The sequence below is a fragment of the Luteibacter sp. 9135 genome (genome assembly GCF_000745005.1).
Taxonomy (GTDB): domain Bacteria; phylum Pseudomonadota; class Gammaproteobacteria; order Xanthomonadales; family Rhodanobacteraceae; genus Luteibacter.
In genome coordinates, this window is sequence record NZ_JQNB01000001.1 from 2906597 (window position 1) to 2925328 (window position 18732).

Consider the following 18732-nt stretch of genomic DNA (forward strand, 5'->3'; position numbering starts at 1 on the left):
TCATGGCGCTGGCCATGTTGGCCAGCAAGGCGCTTGCCATGCGATGCCAATCGATCCTCGTCGGTCGGCATCTGAAGTCAGATCTACCTAAGTAGTCGCAATATGTTGCGGTGTGCCACGTTGAGAAATAATCTTGTTATGTCACTTGACATCCATTCTATTTCCGTTTGATTAGGCAACGTGGGGGCGAGGGATCGGCAGGACGTCGGTCTTACATGACAACCCGCTGTGACCCACGGTTAACCGATCGACATCTCGCTCAAGTTGTCGATCGCTTCAAGGAAGAAGCATGCCGATTCACGCTCGCCCCCACCTCTCTACGCACACGCGCGGTCATGGCCAATCGGCCGTGGCTGGCGCGGCTTACCGCCTTGGCATCCGCCTCGTCGATGAGCGCACCCAGATCATCCATGACTACTCCCGGCGCGAAGCCGGCGACGAAATCGTGCGCACCGCCACGGTGGCGCCTCCAGGCGCTCCGGGATGGGCCACAAATCCCCATCAACTTTGGAACTCCGTCGAAGCCATTGAAAAACGCAAAGATGCCCAAGTGGCCCGAGATTTCCGCGTGCCGATTCCCCATGGCCTGACGGATCAGCAGGCGGGCGATCTCGCGATAGATGTCGCGCAGTTCGTTGCCAACTTTTTGGGCACGGCGGTCTCGATGGGACTTCACCGCGACAACGAGCGCGATGCCGTCGGGGAGCTCAAACCCGATGAAAAGAGGGGGTTCCACGCCCATGTGTATTTCCCCACGCGAAAGCTGCAGTGCTGGACCGGGGAAGGTGAACCGGTCACGGAACTGGGGTGGGGACCAAAGTTGTCCGACTTGGCGAACAAGCGGGCCTCCGGACCGATCGTCGAACTGCTCAACCAGCGCTGGGCGGAGATCGCCAACGACCACCTGCGGGAGGCGGGGTTGCCCGCCGACCGGGATCACCGGTCCTACGCCCGCCTGGGTATCCAGAAGCGGCGCGAGCCCAAAATGGGCCAGGCCGCCACGGCGCTGGAGCGGCAAGGGGTCTTCACCGACAAGGGTGACGACATTCGACAGATCCGCCTACCGAGCGCTGTGGCCGAGGCCCTCCACGCGCCCATGTTGGAGGCGCAGCGCCGAAAGGCGGCGAGTGACCGACGGCGAGAGACCTTACCGTCGGCGCCATCCCAAGACGAGGTCGCCGAGGCGCAAGCAAGGGGGCGGCAGCTGGGCCAGAATGCGCCGCTGGTCGACCGCTTCGCAGCGGCGTTGCCTGCCCCTGCACCGACCACCCGGGCAGCCTTCGTGAAACTGCTTCTGGTGGTCCGCCGGCTTCAGCGCGTGCTGGCGGTGCTTGCCGGTTTGGTGCCCCGCCTAGAGGTGGCGCGGGAAGCCCGGCGCCGGACAACCTTGGCGCACTGGCAGGCCCAGCGGGATGTGGACGATCTGACTCCGCGGCATGCCGAGGCCCAGGACGCGGTCGAGACATGGATTCAGAGCCATGCTTGGCGAGTCCGCTTTCGGGCGTTGATGAAGGCTCCACGCCCGCGGTCGCTGGTGCTGCTCGAACGCCAAGCCACGCAAGAGCGCCGGTGGCTCAAGGAGGCCCAGCGGGCACGCCGCCGGGGCGAGGCTCAGGAGGAAGCGAGCTTGCGCCGCCTGCGTCATCTGGAGCGACTGCGGGAGAAATCCGGAGTCCGGTTGGAGCAGGGCTTGCTCGGCCTCAACGGGTTGGACCCCGGAGCCGTCGGCGTGCTCCGCCAGGTCGCCACGGAGGCCCAGTTGGCCTGGATTGATCAGGCGCTCCCGACCGCGCCGGAGGAGCCTTCTCCATCCCCTCCGACTCCGACCATCCACCCGTCGGTCGAGCGGACGCCCGAGCCGGCGCGGCGACGGCCCCGCCTGTGACGCTGTGTCCCAACCCCGAGCTGGCCGAGTGCCTGCTCCGGCGGTGGTGCCCCGTCGGCCGGGCTATTCGGGTAGAAGGCAGCAGCCGTGCCGGCCGTGCAATCCACCTGCGCGTGGATCTGGAAGGGGTTCCGGTAGCCATGCCGATCGGGATTCAGGTCGCAGACTTGCTGGGGCGGGAGCTCGACCGTCACGGGGCGGTGCGCCTGCGGCCGCGGGAGACGGTCAGGCAACTGGTGGCGGCACTGGCGCTTCGACTCCATGGGGAGGGCAGTGCCCTTGGCGTGGCGCCGCCGGCCATCGCCATTCGACCGCGACTTAGGGGGCTGAGGCGCGGTCTGTAAGGGCGCCAACGGACTCGGAGGATTGCTGTCGGGCGCTTGACAGCCAGCCTGATTGTCCTACGTTCGCCACCGGTGAATATGATGAGAATCCTGATGAGTAAGGGTGAGCGAGCGGCCGTCGGAATCGCGGGCGTAATCGGGCTTATTTCCGGCGTGGTCGGATTACTGCCGCACATGGCTCGTGCTCTAGGCTTTCAGTGATCAGCACGTCAGCATGTTTCCGAGGAAATCGAAAAAGTCCATGCGTTGCACGATGGCCAGAACGAAAACGAATGCCGGCACTACGTAGGCCGCTACTCTGAGGCCGCTACCCACAGCCATTCGATCGGTCGCCTCAGGGGCAACCGCACGCGTCAAAACTACCCCATAAAAAGTAATCATCACGCCAGTGAAGATGAGCGCTCCCACGAACAAGCCAGCCCGCTGACAGCTGCGATGCGCAAGAATATATGCGACGATGCCAGCGACTAGGCAAACGATCGACACCCAATAGAAAAAACGCTCGTCGAAAGCGATGAACCCTTTCTCGGGCTCCTTGCTGTGATCGCTGCCAGCCGCTTGTGCTCGACCTATATACAATCCCGCCCCACCCATGACTGCTGCAAGGCATGGAAACATGAAGGCGTAAAAGTCTGCCGTTCCGTTGTCCGCGCGCGAGTGCTGGTAGACAAAGCCTAGCGAGATGAGAACGATGACCATGCCGACGATGAGCAATATGCCGTCGGCTGATTTGATCCTTCTGGGCTGACCCATGACGAAGCTCCTTGTTTTGTAAGGCAGATTCAGACCTTTCGGTCCGCCATGTGGATTTTGAGTTCGGCGATCGTTTTCCCTTGGGCAAACTCGACGAACTCCACCACCTTGTCCGCCGCCTTGTGATCGTGGCGGCCGAACCACTGGGCGACGTCGCCATATGGGCCTCCGAGATCCGGATTGTCGATGTTCATAAGGTGAAACTGGATGTGGGTGTAGGCGCGGGCCACGTTGAGGTATTGGCCCTTGACCATCTCCATCCAGTCGATTCCGCGCTTCTTGAGTTCCTCCTTCGTGATGCCGCGTGGGTCCAGTTCAAGCAGCATATTCCGAACATGATCAATCCCGGCATTGACTGCGTGGATCTGTGCATGTGTCATCTTGTAGGAGCGCCTCTGGGCGCGATTTAGTCCGGCGTAAGCCTCGGTGAAGAACTCACTGTAAATCGGTGCCTCCAGCGGCACGCGCCCCTCAGGAAGGATGCCGCCGATCGCGGCAACCTTGATCAGGCCCTCGTAGTGGATGAGGGTTTGGCCCAGGTCTTCCTTGAGGTCTTCCAACTCAAGTAAAAGGTGTTTTCGGAGCCAGCGGCGGCGCCACCAGAACTTTCCTGCTGCCGCACCCTGGGCAAGCACCCAACCAACGAGGGCGCCGAGCAGGGCGAGCAAAACTTTCCAGTCCGTCTCCGACATAAGAACGTCCCTGTTAGCCGAGAAAATTGGTGTCCCACCACATGTAGCTGAAACTGACCACCCACCATCCGTGCTTGTCATCTTTTTGGACCGACCCTTTCAGATGCAAGGCGCGCAACTCAGGGTATTCCATAGCCTCGATTCCGAGAGCGGGCCACTGTTGAGCACAGCCCATGGAGATATCGAAATCCCCGCCACCGGTGTCGATCAACAATGCAAAGGGCGCCGGGAGGCGCGTCGTCCAGCCCAGGCCCGCGATCGCGTCTGGCTCGATGTAGACCGGGTCCGCATCGTCTGCGATCGCATAGGTATATTCTTCCGTCTCGCTTGGACGTGGGTCGCCGCTGTGATCCAGCAGCTCTTGCTCGGCTAGCCGTTCTTCCCAAGTTGTGATCGGTAGTGCCACGTTAAGTCCTTTTCGGAGGATGGGCGGAATGCGCCAAGTGTGCCTATCTGGCTATCGAAAATCAGCAGGATCGTAGAACGGGTCAAAGTAGGCAGCCGTCGCAATCAATGACCGCCACATCCATATTGATTCTTTTCGTCGGCCCAGGGCGCCAGAGCCGCGCACCCTATGCACAAATTCGGTGGATCGGATCTCAGTCTCAGGAATTGAGACGGGCTCTGGCCAAAATCCTGAATGATGTGGACTTGGATTGGCCGGAGCTGTCCCCATACCAAGGGCCATGACGTTTGTTGGGGCGTGCTGTGGGGACAGCGCGGCGAACGTTCGGGAGTGTTCAATGGCAGGACCAGAAGGGGGCCAGATCTTGGCCCTATCCGGCGGTGGCTTTCGCGGCCTGTATACCGCTAGCGTGATCGAACAGCTGGAAGCGCACACGAACGTGCCCTTCGGCCGACATTTCGATCTGATCGCGGGCACGTCGATCGGCGGCGTCATCGCGCTAGCGTTGGCGATGGAAAAGCCCGCCTCGGCCATCGTGCAGCTGTTCACCGAGCACGGCGCGCTTATCTTCAAAAAGCGCTCGTGGGGTTACCGGCGGTCGCGATTCTCGCCCGACACCCTGCGCAGGGTATTGGAAGGGGTGTTTGGCGACGCGACGCTGGCTGACTGCGTCCATCCAGTGGTAATCCCGGCCGTGAACTACAGCTCGGGCAAACCGCAGATGTTCAAGACACCTCATGACCCGCGACTCACGCAAGACGGTCGGCTGCGCTTGGTCGATGTAGCGTTGGCCACGAGTGCGGCGCCGACGTATTTCCCCAGACACGCCATGATCGAGCAGCAGTTCGTCGACGGCGGCCTAGTGGCCAATGCGCCCGGCTTGATCGCGCTCCACGAGTCCGAGATTTATCTGGACCTTCTGCCCGCGCAGACTCGCCTGCTGTCGATCGGGACGTTGTCGGTGCCCACCGACGCCGATCCCACGGCGAATCACGAGGGCGGGGCGGTGGATTGGGGAAGAGGCTCTTTCCTTAAGACGATCGGCGTCACCAAACGCCTCTTCAACCTAACGATTTCGGCGAACGAGCAGATGGTGGACTTCATGCTCCGTCATCGTCTCGGCGATCGCTACCGGGTGGTGAACGAACTGGTGGCGGACCCCACTCAAGCGGCACTTATAGGCTTGGAAAAAACTGGTGAGGGCGCGCGGAAAGTGCTACGCACTCATGCCCACCAGTCCGTGCGTCAGCTCCAGGGAGATCGCTCATTCGACCCCTGGTTGGTCTATCAGGCAAAGGTTCACCGCTTTAATCCCGTCCCCCTCGATCAGAAGGAAGTCCGACATGCGTAAGTTCCATAAATTGCTGCATTCGGACGGGGCGCTCTACGAAAAGCTCCTGCCGACCAACGAGCAGGAGAAGGCGCTGCGCGAAGCTAAGAACACGATCAAGCAAGCCCTCATCACGGGCATCAAGCATGCGGCCACCCGGGAACTCAGGATGGAGAAGGAAGTCGAGCCGCGCTTCCGCACGCAGGGTTCGTGGGCGTATGTGGCCTGCGTTCAGCCGGCTCGCCAGCCACCTCAGGAGATGGACTGGGACTACGGGGTCTACCTACCGGTCACCATGATGGAGGACAAGGCAACTCCTAAAGTTGCGGCCAAGGCCTATTTCGACGTCGTGGAAGGCCTCTTAACCCAATTGGCTAAGCGCGAAGGCTGGACCATGGGCAAACCAAAGGATCGATGCGTGCGGGTTCACGTGGCGAACTGGGCTCATGTCGACGTTGCTCTTTATGCGGCACCGGAGGATGAGTTCGCCAAGGTCAACGATCGTTTGGTAGAAGCCAAAGCATACACGGCGGATCATGCTGCGTCGGTATCACTAGAACGCTACGCAGAAATCGAAGTTGAGCAGAGTTGGGACGACTTCGAGGGCATGATGCTAGCGAAGCGCGACGGCGAGTGGGAGCACTCCGACGCGGAGAAAATTGCCGGCTGGTTCCGCTTCCAGAAAGAGACCCATGGCGATCAGCTCCAGCGCACCTGGCGCTATATGAAGGCGTGGCGCGATCAGCAGTGGGCAGAGGGTGGCCCGAGTTCGGTGTGCTTGATGCTGGTGGCAACGCAGCACTATGAGAAACACTTCGGCCGTGACGACCTGGCCCTCATCCACATTAGTAAGCATCTACCACATGCGCTGGCCCACGACATCACGGAAGACGGCATTGATCCGGGCCACAATTTCAACCGCATGACGGCAGACGAGCGGGAAGACGCGCGTAAACGGGCTCAGATCTTCGCTGACGAACTGACTAAGGCGCGCACCAATGTCGTTCAGCCGAAGAGCGCGGTTGTCACGGGCCTGCGGGCCTTATGGGGTAACCGCGTCCCCGACCGTGAGCAGGACTTGGAGCCTGAATCGCCAGCGCAGCAAGTGCGTGACACGCCCGCTCGCACGGTGGTAGCGCCGGCGGTGACCAGCAGCTACGCAGGTTGACAGGTGCCGGTCGCGCCGCAAATCGAGGTGAGTCGGGAGCTGGTCAAACACGGTTTCCGGCCCATATCATTCCGTAAGGGCGTGCTGAGGATGCGCGGCGCGCTCGTCTGTGCGTTCGGCGAGGTGCCCATCGATATCGCGGTCGCTGACTGGGACTTCGTCGTCTACCCCAGCATCTGGCTGCGCGAACGTCCGGAGCGCCTGAAAGGCGTTCAACCACATATTTTTGCGCGCGGGGGATTGTGTTATTTGGCGCCGGGCGTGCTGGTGCTGGACCGTCACAACCCCGTGCAGGCCGTTCTTCAGTGTCTGGCACAGGCGACATCGGTGCTTGACGACCTGGCGCTGAACATGGATTACCGTCGGGAGGAGTTCACCCGGGAGTTTCTGGCGGAGTGGGCGCTGGGCCAGTCGCCGCTACCCCGCACGGTCCTCAAGGCGGGGGTTGGAGCGGGCGCACGTGAAGTGTCGTGGGGCATCTTGAATGACCGGCAGATCATCGTAGGTAGTGATCCGACTGAGCTTCGCAAGATTGCAGACGCTATGGGCGTGCCGCTTCTCCAGACCGAAAAACAGAAGGGTTGGGTTTTTCGCACAACAAAGTGGCCGGTGCTGTCGGAGAAATTTCCGACCAACGCACGCGAAGCGTTGAAATGGATTGAGACGTGGGACCGCAAGCTCTTTCAAGCGATCGTCAAACGCCTAAAAGACGATCGTGATTATCTGCGTTGGGGTTCCGTGCGGTGGCTTATCCAAGGGCCCTTCGGTTGGTTCGCCATGGATGTCGGCCTTGGTGACGAGTCTGTGCGAAGCCGATACAAGCGGGATCGCCGGGCGTTCGTCCAACGAATCTACCATTTGGCGGAGCACCTGCCACTGTCTCGCGTTTCGGTCCTTGATTGGAGCGGCGACTTCATTCATTCGCGCAATCTGTCCTATTCCGACCTGAGCGGTCGCAAGGTGACATTGATCGGCTGCGGTGCGATTGGAAGCCACCTGTCCGAAGGCTTGGTGCGGCTCGGCGCGGGGCATGGTAAGGGGGCTCGCCTGCGCATCGTGGATCCCGATACTCTCCAGGCCGAGAACCTTGGCCGGCATGCGCTCGGCTACCCTGCGCTAACGCAGCCTAAGGCGCAAGCCATGGCCAGTGAGCTGCGCCGGACCTTCCCGCTGGCAAACGTCACCTTTGAAAATAATAGCGCCCTTGTCCATCCGGACCTGTTCGACGCCGACCTCGTCATCGATGCGACGGGAGAGGAAGCGTTGAGCGAGGCGATCAATGCCCGGCATCAGGCGCTGGCATCGGGACCGCCGATGCTCTATGCACGCATTTTCCGCAACGGCGAGGCCGTGCAGACGCTGTGGGTAGACGGCCCAGGTGAGGGCGCATGTTTTCGATGTTTGCGCGGCGTGGATCCGAACCGCCCACGCGTGGAGCGGTTCCCGTTGTCCAACACGCCGCCGCCACCGCAACAATGGCGGGGATGCAGTGCAGTCACACCCTATGCGGTGTCGTCGCCGATGTTGGCCGCCGGCCTCGCTCTCGATGCGATCGGAGGCTGGCTGGATGACAAAGCCGTCTCACCTCGGTTTCGCACCCTGATTCGACCCGGTTCCAACGTTCAGAAGGTCAAGGATCAAAACGTGTCGAAGCTGCCAGGCTGTCCGGTGTGCGCGCAACGGCAAGCCGCGAGCCGCGCCGCGTGATCAATCCCTACCTTCGAGCCACGGTGGCCATGATTGGTAGCATTCCCGGGCGCGAGGATGCCTGGGTGTTGGTCGAAGCCGCTGTCTTTGATCGGATTGACCCGTTACGTCAACGCGGGGCCGCCGCACCTGAGGCGGGAGGCATCCTACTTGGGTATCGCCGAGGCGCTCACCTCCACATCGTCGAGGCCACTATCCCTGGGCAGGAGGATCGGAGCACCCGCGTGTCGTTTCATCGCTCGGCCACGGGCCACCGGGAGCGGGCGCTTTCCGGCTGGCAGCGCAGCGACCATACCTTGGACTACCTGGGCGAATGGCACACCCATCCCGAGCAAACGCCAGGGCCTTCGGGAACTGACCATCGCGCATGGACCGAGTTGCTCGCAGCCCGGCCCGGACGGTCGCTGATCTTCATGATCTTAGGGATTCAAACCGGCTTATGGTTGGGATGCGGGCAGGGCGATACGGTCAAGTTCGTCTCGATGACGCCGGTGAGGGCAGGCTAAGAGGCTGGTGAGGGCGCTGCACCGGAGCTTGACGGCGTCAGCACCTCAACTAAGGTGCGGGCCTTTTCGACGGAGGATGCCGAATGAACCGCAAGCAGCTCGCTCAAGCCCAGAAGGTCCTCGGCACGGAGGATGGCCCCTTACTTGTAGGCATCCTCTGCGTGCACGACGATACGTTGTCGAGCCCTGAGCATCGCGACGGGCTGGTCACCTCGGCAACGTATCTCCGCCCGAGTTGGACGGCCGCTGACGTTGTCCGCATCTTGGCCGATCTGCAGGCGTCCCGACACGCGCTGAGTTCGAGCAGTTGGTGGACCGCTTGCTCGATAACCTGTTTGGCCATGCCGTGGACGCGGGGCGCATCAGCTTGGACGACACCTCCGACGAGCAGATGATCGGACTGTCCTACTTGGTGCCGAGCGCAATGTCGATCAAGCGGGAGGCCCCAATCGGCGACCAGGATCTTCGGCACGCCGAGATGGTGGCCCTCCTCAGCGGCATTCGTCTGACCGATGACGAGCCCGACGATCCGAGTCGAACGGTGCATTGACGATCATGGGCGGCAGGCGGGAACGGCTTTTTGTTGTCCAGCAGAACGCAGCCCATGTTGTCGGGAACGTTGTGGCGGCTTCCAGGGCCGGAGGCGGCGCTTAAGGCAGCACGGCCTGAGCAAACGGGTTACCTTGGATAATCGTGGACCGGACAATCCAAGCCGTGCTTCAGAAGATTCGGTTTTTCCGTTGTCCGCAGCGTCGACCACGCATAGAAACTGCGTTTACCATCGGGGATCATTCCAGCGCGTTCCAGATGGCTACGCAGCCTAGTGTTAAGCACGGACTCGTAGTAAGTGGCCTGCCATGGGTGAACGCGCTCGGCCAGGCGACGAAATGCGGTGAACCAACCGCGACCGCGTAATTTCTCCGGGATCGTGACGTTCGCGATATCGAGCATCATCACGTCTGCGCCATCGATAAGATGAGACGTGGCCCGAATGTAAAGGCGGAAGCCGCTACGCTTGAGCGTGATACACCGACCCGTTTCTGCGCGCTCGATGGCATCGATCCAAGCGATGAGTTGGGTCTCAACGCTCGGCAAGCGTTGAATGGCCCTCTCGCTGTGCCAGTCGTAAGGCGGCAGGTGGTCCAGGCTCATCGCGGTGTCCTTCGGTATGCAGTGTCCGATAATAGGGTAGCGCTCGCACGGCCCGCTATAGGCGTGCTATGAGCGGCAATCGCGTTTCACGGTTGAGCGGGTCGCTGTAAGCCACCTCACGCTCACCAAGCGGGCTTGGAGGGGTGCTGAGCTTGCCCCGGTTTAATGGACACTCAAGTTATGGGATAGCAGCTTCGGTCGCCGCAGGCGATCGATAGCCGTTGGTCGAGTGTAAGCGCTGCCGGTTATAAAACACTTCGATGTATTCAAAAACCACGTGGCGTGCCTCCTCGATCGAGGCGTAGCGGCGTGGGGCTGCGATCTCGCACTTCAACGTACTGAAGAAGCTCTCAGCCACCGCGTTGTCCCAACACTCGCCGCGCCGGCTCATGCTTACCCGCATACCCAGTCGAGCGAGTTCGGCCTGATAGGCCGCGCTCGTGTACTGACTGCCCTGGTCGGAGTGATGGAGCACTCCCTGCGCCGAACCGCGCTGGCCTACGGCCATGCGCAAAGCCTGCAAGGGCAAGTCGGTATGCATAGTCGCAGCCGTTGCGTGGCCAATCACTCGCCGGGCGTACAGATCGATCACGACGGCCAGATACATTGGACCCTGTTGCGTGGCGAACTGTGTCATGTCCGTTACCCAGACCTGATCAGGCGCGGCCGTGGTGAAGCATCGATCAACATGGTTATCGGCCACCGCGGACACCGTGGCGGCCCGTCGTGATGCCTTGCTTGTACGCCAGCTGCGCCCGACGAGACCGCCCTGGCGCATCAAGCGGGCGGTCGCATGGCGCCCCAGGCTCAGCCCCTGCTCACGAGCCAGATGCCATAGCCGGGGACTGCCGTAAAGCCCTCGGCTGCGCTCATGCAACTGCTTCAGCTGCGCCAGGTGCTGGCGGTCACGAAGCACGCGGGGGCTCGGATGCTTTTGGCGATGCCGCCAGGCATAGAAGCTGTTGCGACCCACCTCGAGCAGCCGGCAGAGGACCACGATGGAGTACGACGCGCTCTCCGCTTCGATAAACCGGCATCTCAGCTCGATTCCTTGGCGAAGAACGCCGTCGCTTTTTTTAGGATGTCACGCTCCATCCGCAGGATCTCGTTCTCGCGTCGAAGCTGCTGTATCTCGGCCTGCTCGGCCGTCAGCGGAACGGCGGGGGGCGATCGCGAAGGCGCTCCAGAACCGGCTTGAACCTTCTCGATCCAGCGCCTGAAGACACTCTCGACCAGATCCAGGTCACGGCATACCCGAGACACCGGCTGACCTCGCTCAAGGACCAGGGCAACCGCGCCGGCCTTGAAATCAGGTGTGAACTGACGACGAATTCTTTTTGACATGGGACACCTCTGAACGAACCTTACGGCTCACGATGGGTGTCCATCAAATCCGGGCAAGCTCATGCGGACACCGCGAAGCCTGGACGCTTCCCATCTTCGTCCGCCGTTTCTTCCGAAGGTGTCCATCCAGACAAGGACTGCTGTCCACCTAACGGTGCCCAATACAAGGTGTTTATTCTCCTCAAAATGGACGGGCGTTCTCAATCAACGCGGACAGTCTCATGTAAGTGATTGATTGGACGTCGAACACGATGCAACTCGCGGTGTCACGAGGCTACCTATAATGATGTTGATTCCCTAGTGACTCGGACAAGAACGCTCACCGAACGCGGACAAGGAACGCATCCCAAGCCTTCAAATCAGGGGCCGAGCGGTTCGGTGCGTGCGACCCTGGGCCCGCTGGGGTCTGTCCACCTTGAGTAGAAAAGCACCCCGTCCTCTTGGGCGCTGGCGATCCTCGCTTGAGTCGTCGCTGCTGTTCCTTCTACATTGCCCTAGCCTCCCGTCTGCTGGGAGCCGGTCAACATTTACCTATCAGGGAATAGCCATCTTGGATGCCATGGAACGCAGGGATCAGCGCCGAGTGCGTCGGAAGCGATGGCGGGCTTGGACATCTGTTGTGCCCGCGTCAGCCGTATGGCCCATCGCGGCGGCCTTCCTCGCCAGCGTCTTCTTTCTAACGGGGCGTATTTACCGGCTGAGTTATCTTGGTCATTTCCACCTGGAGCCGTCGCTCTTTCCCGACGACCTCTCAGCTCGGGCGATTTACGCGGTGGCCGCGTGGTCGAACGTCTTCGCGTTGTTGACTGAAGCGACGTCTGGCTATTGGAAGGGGCATATGCTGCTGAGCATCCTCGGGCCAACCTTGGCATGGTTGGCCTTTGCGCTCGTCCTGGCGCTAGGGCGCACGGCACTCGGTTTCATACGGGCGCGTGCCTCTCGCGACCAACCACCCTCCCGGTTACGCCGCTATCTCGGAACCGTGGGACGATGGCTCGTGGTTGCACTTCGTTGGCTCCTTCCCAACGAGGCGGTCATGCAAACGGTGGACCGTGCCCGGCGCATCATTGCGGGCGCCTTGGCGGCCTACGTGGTCATTATGGTCTTGGGACTGCTGCTGGTGCTTTCAGTCTGGCCATTTCAATTGGCCGGGGAGCGCGTGGCTGCCAAAGCCGCTGCCTCAAAGTTCACCGATCGTGCGGTCGTGAGCCTCCAGGAGGGTGGAGAAGAACGCAGTTACCGGTTGATGGAATGCGGTCCTACCTATTGCGCGCTGTTCGCAGACGGTCATGCGGTAATGGTCCCCATGAGCGAAGTGAAGCGGGGGGAGAGTCCAGCTCCCTAGGCCCTTGGCAGCGGCGACCAGCGCTCGGCCGCGATTGGGCATGGAGAGATGCGGGCCGCGCTAGGTCGCGGCCGCGCTCGCCCCCGTCCTGGCACCACGCGTGCCATGTGTTTGTGATCGACGCCGGGCCGCACGAGCGGGCTTCGTAGGCGAACGGAGCTGCACGTTGCGCCGCTCTGGTTACGTGCCTTTTGCATAGTTCTTCTGAGGCGCTTCGTAAATTTGACAAGGCGGTGCGATTTGAGAGAGTAGGAGGCAACCCGCTTGGTGAAATCACCAACCGCCGCCCGGAGACTCCGATGCGCACACCTCATCCGCCCATGAATGACAGCACGAACACGCCGATCGAACTATCGGTTCCCGTTGCGCTGACTGTGCTCAGCGTTATTGGATATGGCATGCTGGCACTTGCAATCGTTCGATCGTTCTTTTGGTAGCAATCCGTAAACTTCGGCCATCCAATCATTTGACCTAGGCAGCACCAACACTGCCCATAGCCCGAAGAGGGTTACGTGCAGTGTGAAGAGAACGCCGTAAAATACGGTCAGTCCTTCCGATCGTGGAGGGCTCCCGGAGCTTCGGGGGACGAACAGCAGCAGGGACGCGATGATGATGCCAGAGAAGCCAATTATCGACGCGATAAAAGGCGGCAGGAGCTCGTGAGCGGAAAAATAGCTAACCAACCCTGCGAGTAAAAATCCAACACTTGCTTTAAACGCTGGAAAAACCCATTTCCGGACATATAAGCCCAGGCCAACGGCCCAGGCGGCCCATATCGGGAATACGTAAGCCAAGTAATCGTAGATACGGAGTGGGTCGCCATCTTTGGCACAGACAATGACACCCGCAACGGTCCCTAAAAGGAACAGTGTGGTGACGGTCGTAGCAAGCGATAAGTCGAAACGTATGGTGGTCTGAACCTCCCGGCGAATAGCTCGAAGTTCGAGTCTGAGTGTAGCTATAGCTTCTCTCTGCGATCGGATCTCCTGGCGAAGCCTGACCCCGCGACGTAGTTCACGCCACCTTCTGCACCCCCTGATTAATTTACTCAACGATGCCTCCGCGTGCGCAGTCGACCACGGGACCCAATCGATACCGTGGCCAACTAATGTTCACTTGCCCAAGTGGCGACGCACCGCTGCGGCAGAATGGCCTACGGCCTTTACTGCTGCTCGCAGCTCGGTTTCTGTGCATTTCAAGGCATCGCACCAATCGCGAACCTCGTAAGGCTCTTTAAGGCTGATCTCGGCAGCGTCCCTCGGACGGCGCTTGTTCAGATCGTCAGACATGTTGTGTTCTCCCTTCCGGAATCCGCCGGCAACGTGGACCGGGATCGGCCCGCGCAACATCGTGCGCTTGTCTTACCTAAGCGGTTAAAATTCTTTCACGCAGAAACGGCAACCTTCTAGCTAGTTTGTCGTTCCTATCAGGCTGGGACCGACGTTTAGATGAAGCTAAGCTCATCGAAGTGCCAATCTCAGAACAGCCTGGCCGCCATTGTCTATAACCATTGAGCCCACGTTCCAAGCGAGCTTTCTTTCACGTTCGGCCGGGTATGACAGTCAGGTTCCTACGGCAATGCCATCGTCCGAGGGAACACGCGTGGCACGGTTTCGCATTTTTTTCGACGATCACGTGCCGACTTAGGCGGCGTGCTGCGCTTCAGTTCCACCCGATGACAGCCGACATCGACAAGCCGGGAGTAGATACCCTCCCGGGCCGCTTCGTCTTCGAAGTAGCCGTCCCATTCGGCGATGGGGTTGATCGAAGCGACCACTACCGGCAGCCCCCGGCGGGCGCGGTCATCCAGCAGACGACGCAGCAGATACGTCTTCTCGGTGGTGGCATATTCCGTGGCGAAGTCATCCATGATCAGTAAGGGGGCACACGCCAACTGCTTCTGGTAGCGGCGGCGCGCCGCCATCGGCACATCGGGGTCCAAACAGCGCTCCAACATCGCGGGGGTGCGCACGAACATGGTGCGGATACCGTTGACCGTGGCTTCGTGGCCCAGCCCGGCAGCCAAGTGGGTTTTGCCAGCATTGGTCGGCCCGGTGATGACCACCGACTGCCCATGCTTGATCCAGGTAAGCCCACGCAGGTGGTCCATCCGTTGAGGGCTCAACCCGGTGGCCAGATTGGCGCGGAAGGTGTGCGCGCTGTAATGCGTGGCCAACCCCGCCTGGCGGAAGAACGTGTCCGCCCGGGTCTGGCATCGGTTCTGGCTCTGCCCATCGATCAAGTAGGCCAGGGCCTCCGACAGCGGACGGTCCGCGCTATCGGGATCGGCTTGCCACACCTCCAGGGCGCCAGCCATCCCCGGGAGGTTGAGGGAACGTAGGTCATGACACAGGTCGCGCATGGGGAAACTCCGGGCTCTTGAAGGTGCGGGACCCGCGCGCGTTGCTAGAACGGCGTGCAGGCGTCGTGGCACCTTCCTTGGCCATGACAGAGAGTTTCCTTTGGAGATCGGTGACGTTAGCGGTCTTCAGATCGGGGCAGTCGGACAGCGCCCGGTCCACGAGAGCCGCACCGTATTTGCCCACCAGCGTCTTGACCCGGTCCGCCGGACGCAAGCCCAGGAACGACCGTTCCTGATCGAACTGAGCCTGGACGAAGCGTGCAATGTGTGGGCCTGCGGTCTTGGCCCAGGCCTTAAGGCTTTCCGGGTTGCGATCGGCTTGAGCGCGGTGGGCGTCCGGCATGTGAGTCGGATCGGTGGTCAGTCCGCCCATGGCGTTGCTGCGTGCGTGGTGGGCCACTTTCTTGCCGTCGTGAAAGAGTTCGACCACCTCGTGGGTGAGGCGGGCGGACACATGTTGACCGGTCAAGCGATGGGGCACGGAATACCGGTGCTTCCTCACCAGGACGTGGTAGCCGCCGTCCACCCGGATTTTCGGGACGATGTCCGCATGGACATAGCGATCAGGCGGTAGGGGCCGGAGTGCGGGTTGATCGATCGCTTCGAAACGCTGCCGGCGGGACGGCATGCCGTTGGACATTGGCTGGTTGTTCGCGTCCTCCAACAGCACCGCGATCCGCTCGTTGATTTCGTCGATGGAGTAGAAGGTGAAACTCCGCAGCCGGGTCAGCATTTGATTCTTGAAAATCTTGACGCTCGCTTCGACCACGGCCTTGTCCTTGGGGTGGTGCGGCCGTGCCGGCAGGATCGTCACGCCATAGTGCTTGGCCAGATCCTCGTAGCAACGTTGAAGTTCGAGGTCGGTCCCGGTTCGCACGACGGCGCACTTGGCGTTGTCGGGGACAAATACTGCAGGCGCGCCGCCGAAGAACGCCAGCATGTCGGCATGGGCGCGCAGGAACTCTGGAATCGACTGCGCGTGGATGGCCTTGACGAAGAAATAGGAACTGGCATCGCAGCTGCCGACGAAGATCACCACCTTCACCTTCTTCCCGGTCTTCGGATCCAGGTAGTGCGGAACATGGCCCGAGAAGTCGACGGACATCCGTTCGCCGGGGTTATGCTGCATGTGCATGAACGTCGGCATCGTCTTCCGAAAGGCGCGGAGCCCTTTGGCGATGCTCGAATACGATCGGTGGTGGGGATACGCCTGTCGTTGGTAGTCCACATACCAGACCATCAACGGCATCCGTTTGGCTGTCAGCTCATCACACAGCTTGGCGTAGTCGAACGGGGGCAGCACCTTGCCGCCGCCCGGCCGCTTGTTGAGAACGGCATCAATGCGATCCGCGGGCCAATGTTCAACGGTTGACCAAGTCAGCTGCTTGAACTGCGCAGCGCGCCGGTAGCGACAGACCGCACTCTTGGACAAGCCGGTCGCGGCCTGAATCTCTCGGCTGGTCAGGTAGGTGGTGAGCATGAGTTTCAACGCTTCGCGCTGTTTGGTCATGGAGCGGGCCATGGGCAATCCTGTGCGGGGGCGTCGCAGTCCGTGCGACGCAGTCAAAAGGTTGGGCAATAGATGCCCGTGCCCCCGGGTCGGGGGCTCTTGACAGGGTGGGGTGGCGGCCCTAGGTTGTTCTCGCAGCGGGTTGTCAAATCTCTGCGATCAACGGGTCAGGCGTGAGCGCGCCTGGCCCGTTTCTTTTTGTCCGCCGGGTGGAATCGGCTACATGGGGATGCTCCAAGGGGACGCCGCGGGGCGGCAGGGAGCATCACAGATAGCGGAAAGCATCGACTCGTCAACCTCATGCGCGAAACCCGAGCGCGGAGCGCGGTCGTCGACGGCCTCGCCGATAAGTGTCCGATCAGACTCTCTTTTCCGGGGACCGGAATTATTCGGAATTGCCGAATAGCGTGGGACGGCGCAGCGAAAGGTGTGCTTTGCCGAAAAGGCGTAGTGATCGGTCGTGGGAGAACACGGCACGAGGCGCCAGCGCGAGTCCGCACGAAATGGGCGGCGCTGGGCGGCGTTTGCGGTCCCCCCCAGCGCCGCTTAGGCTAGTGCATCGCACACCCATTGGACTTGCATGCCCAAGCACATCAACAGCGCATCGCGGCTTTTCACGATCAGCGAGAAAATTGCCGCATCCAGAGATGAGGCTCCAGCCCTCGAAGTCTGGGCAGGTATCTTCGGTCTTCCAGTTGGTCCTGTTTCGCCGGTAGACGTGTGCCGTCGTCTCATCTGGATCAACGAAGAAATCGATGAAATGGTCGCGCAGATGAGCGCAACCGATTTTTCGGAACATCTCTATCTGAAACCTGCGGAACGCATGCGCAATGCCTCCTCACCAACGGCCATGAATGGACGGGCACAGGGGATTAAGGCTCATTGTTCGGAATCCGTCCGAAGCGGACTTGAATACTGCGCAGAGATGCTGCCGGACGAAGAAGATCGTGTCAGTCCCGAAGACATAATGGCGTTAGAGAACCTGGTCGCAGAACTCAAGGCCATGGTTGCGGAAGCCGATCTGCCGGAGCACTTGCGGCATCTGGTCCAGCGGCACATTGATCTTCTACAAGGTGCGCTTGATGCGCTCCCGATCAAAGGCGTCAAAGTGCTCATCGAAGCAGCACTGGCGGCGTCCGGACAACTGGGGTATCTCGCCGACGACACGAATCCCGAGCCGTCTAACGTCGATACAGATCAGCGTCAGAAGGTGCTCGCGATTCTCAAACGCACGTGGACGACCGTAGCAAAAACGATCGATGTCGCAGCCAAAGCGCAAAAAGCGTATGCGCTGTGCTACGCGGCCTACAAGGCCATCGAGCACATCTTTCCGTAAGTAAGTCAGCCGGCATTTTGCCCGAAGGAGGTTTGAGCATGGCCAACCACATCCCGCTTAACGACGCGATTGCCGTTGCCTTGTCCAAGCTCATTGACGATTCAGCGCCTGGGGTCGAGCGACGCGATCCGTCGCACGACGACATCACGTTCGCCATCGAACAATGTGGATTGACGCAAGCTGATCCTAAACAACGCGGCAATCCTGTCGGGAAGGCCAAGAGGGTAAGGCAAACGTTGGTGTGGTCCATCTCAAATGAGCTGGAGGCGGGCGCTCGTTTCGCCGATCAGCTCATCTCCATCGTGAGAGGACACGGCGGATTTCGTTCTGGGTCCGCCAACTTTTGCGGTTTGGAAGCCATCGCCAACCTCACGGATGCGCTCGGGGCGGCGGGTTGGGATCTCGGGCCTGACGGCGTCCTTCGCGAGCGTGGCCTCCGAGCGACTGGACACGCTCGAACCAAGGCGCTCCTAGACGTGGCGGAGCGCCTGAGCGTGGGTTCATCTCGCGACCCACAGGTGCCCGGATCAACCCGAGATCTTTTGGAAGAAACTGCCAGCCACTTGATCGAATTGATTTTCGGTGTTGCCGATTCGGGAGAAGTATTGCCCATTGTGCTGCCGCAAGCGTTCGCTGCGTTACGCTTTGCTCTCCCTGGGGACGCTGTTTCAACAGATGAGCCCGCGTCAAAGGCTCTGGAGCGAGCGGCATTTCAAACGGCGTTGGCTGTGAGCGCGCTCCGTGACCCAAGGGGCGGTAAAGACCGACCTTGGAAGGCTGGATTGAATCCTGGCCAGATCGACGTTGCAGCTCGAAGCATGGGCAACGTTGCGCAGTTGATGTTGGGTGCGGCGCCAATAAGGTCCTAGGTTCGTAGGGTTGCGTTGTCCAA

Annotated in this window: 18 protein-coding genes; 9 read left to right on the forward strand and 9 right to left on the reverse strand. The window is 60.8% G+C overall.

Features of this window, described 5'->3' with window-relative positions:
* The first annotated feature begins 289 nt into the window (after window positions 1-289).
* Entirely contained in the window at window positions 290-1885 is a 1596-nt protein-coding gene (locus FA89_RS12550; RefSeq protein ID WP_036140897.1) for a MobA/MobL family protein, read from the forward strand.
* A gap of 545 nt (window positions 1886-2430) precedes the next feature.
* Here FA89_RS12550 and FA89_RS12560 read toward each other — a convergent pair.
* From FA89_RS12560 to FA89_RS12570, 3 genes are read right to left on the reverse strand one after another with little or no spacing between them, the layout of a single operon-like run.
* A complete protein-coding gene (locus FA89_RS12560) occupies window positions 2431-2982 on the reverse strand; it encodes a hypothetical protein (protein WP_036140899.1) in 552 nt (183 codons plus the stop codon).
* Between the two features lie 29 nt (window positions 2983-3011).
* Window positions 3012-3674, reverse strand: coding sequence for a hypothetical protein (locus FA89_RS12565; protein ID WP_036140900.1), 663 nt, complete (start codon window positions 3672-3674; stop codon window positions 3012-3014).
* A gap of 13 nt (window positions 3675-3687) precedes the next feature.
* Entirely contained in the window at window positions 3688-4080 is a 393-nt protein-coding gene (locus FA89_RS12570; protein ID WP_036140901.1) for a hypothetical protein, read from the reverse strand.
* Window positions 4081-4417: 337 nt separating this feature from the next.
* On the opposite strand from FA89_RS12570, the gene FA89_RS12575 reads away from it, so the two are divergent.
* The 5 genes from FA89_RS12575 to FA89_RS12595 all read left to right on the forward strand — a co-directional run bounded on the left by FA89_RS12575 (window position 4418) and on the right by FA89_RS12595 (window position 9341).
* Entirely contained in the window at window positions 4418-5431 is a 1014-nt protein-coding gene (locus tag FA89_RS12575) for a CBASS cGAMP-activated phospholipase (RefSeq protein WP_051938726.1), read from the forward strand.
* Window positions 5424-6578 (forward strand): CBASS cGAMP synthase, encoded by a 1155-nt coding sequence (locus FA89_RS12580; protein WP_051938727.1) that lies wholly within the window; start codon window positions 5424-5426, stop codon window positions 6576-6578. The genes FA89_RS12575 and FA89_RS12580 overlap by 8 nt, the downstream gene beginning before the upstream one ends.
* Before the next feature lie 3 nt (window positions 6579-6581).
* The gene (locus FA89_RS19265) at window positions 6582-8285 is read left to right on the forward strand and encodes a ThiF family adenylyltransferase (protein ID WP_051938728.1); all 1704 of its coding nucleotides are present in this window, start codon (window positions 6582-6584) and stop codon (window positions 8283-8285) included.
* A complete protein-coding gene (locus FA89_RS12590) occupies window positions 8282-8791 on the forward strand; it encodes a Mov34/MPN/PAD-1 family protein (RefSeq protein WP_185754343.1) in 510 nt (169 codons plus the stop codon). The genes FA89_RS19265 and FA89_RS12590 overlap by 4 nt, the downstream gene beginning before the upstream one ends.
* Before the next feature lie 319 nt (window positions 8792-9110).
* Entirely contained in the window at window positions 9111-9341 is a 231-nt protein-coding gene (locus FA89_RS12595; protein ID WP_185754344.1) for a hypothetical protein, read from the forward strand.
* 128 nt (window positions 9342-9469) lie between these two features.
* Here the strand turns inward: FA89_RS12595 and FA89_RS12600 are convergent, their stop codons facing one another.
* From FA89_RS12600 to FA89_RS12610, 3 genes are all read right to left on the reverse strand, one after another.
* Complete coding sequence (locus tag FA89_RS12600; protein ID WP_036140903.1) at window positions 9470-9943, reverse strand: hypothetical protein; 474 nt, start codon at window positions 9941-9943, stop codon at window positions 9470-9472.
* 178 nt (window positions 9944-10121) lie between these two features.
* Window positions 10122-10991 (reverse strand): IS3 family transposase, encoded by an 870-nt coding sequence (locus FA89_RS12605; RefSeq protein WP_185754475.1) that lies wholly within the window; start codon window positions 10989-10991, stop codon window positions 10122-10124.
* Window positions 10982-11287 carry a transposase gene (locus FA89_RS12610; RefSeq protein ID WP_036137204.1) on the reverse strand — a complete coding sequence of 102 codons (306 nt, stop codon included), beginning with the start codon at window positions 11285-11287 and terminating at the stop codon, window positions 10982-10984. Before FA89_RS12610 ends, FA89_RS12605 begins: the two co-directional genes overlap by 10 nt.
* Before the next feature lie 550 nt (window positions 11288-11837).
* Between FA89_RS12610 and FA89_RS12615 the strand changes: the two genes are divergently transcribed.
* Window positions 11838-12632, forward strand: coding sequence for a hypothetical protein (locus FA89_RS12615; protein ID WP_221174300.1), 795 nt, complete (start codon window positions 11838-11840; stop codon window positions 12630-12632).
* A gap of 1112 nt (window positions 12633-13744) precedes the next feature.
* Here the strand turns inward: FA89_RS12615 and FA89_RS19665 are convergent.
* The 3 genes from FA89_RS19665 to istA form a co-directional block, all read right to left on the reverse strand.
* Window positions 13745-13921 (reverse strand): DUF3606 domain-containing protein, encoded by a 177-nt coding sequence (locus FA89_RS19665; RefSeq protein ID WP_081916879.1) that lies wholly within the window; start codon window positions 13919-13921, stop codon window positions 13745-13747.
* A gap of 281 nt (window positions 13922-14202) precedes the next feature.
* On the reverse strand, window positions 14203-14994 hold the full coding sequence (locus FA89_RS12620) for an ATP-binding protein (protein ID WP_036140905.1): 792 nt from the start codon (window positions 14992-14994) through the stop codon (window positions 14203-14205).
* On the reverse strand, window positions 14975-16516 hold the full coding sequence (gene istA / locus FA89_RS12625; RefSeq protein WP_036140906.1) for an IS21 family transposase: 1542 nt from the start codon (window positions 16514-16516) through the stop codon (window positions 14975-14977). The genes FA89_RS12620 and istA overlap by 20 nt, the downstream gene beginning before the upstream one ends.
* A gap of 568 nt (window positions 16517-17084) precedes the next feature.
* On the opposite strand from istA, the gene FA89_RS20220 reads away from it, so the two are divergent.
* A complete protein-coding gene (locus FA89_RS20220; RefSeq protein WP_185754345.1) occupies window positions 17085-17840 on the forward strand; it encodes a hypothetical protein in 756 nt (251 codons plus the stop codon).
* A 38-nt stretch (window positions 17841-17878) separates the two neighbouring features.
* A complete protein-coding gene (locus FA89_RS12635; RefSeq protein ID WP_036140908.1) occupies window positions 17879-18709 on the forward strand; it encodes a hypothetical protein in 831 nt (276 codons plus the stop codon).
* Window positions 18710-18732: the final 23 nt, after the last annotated feature.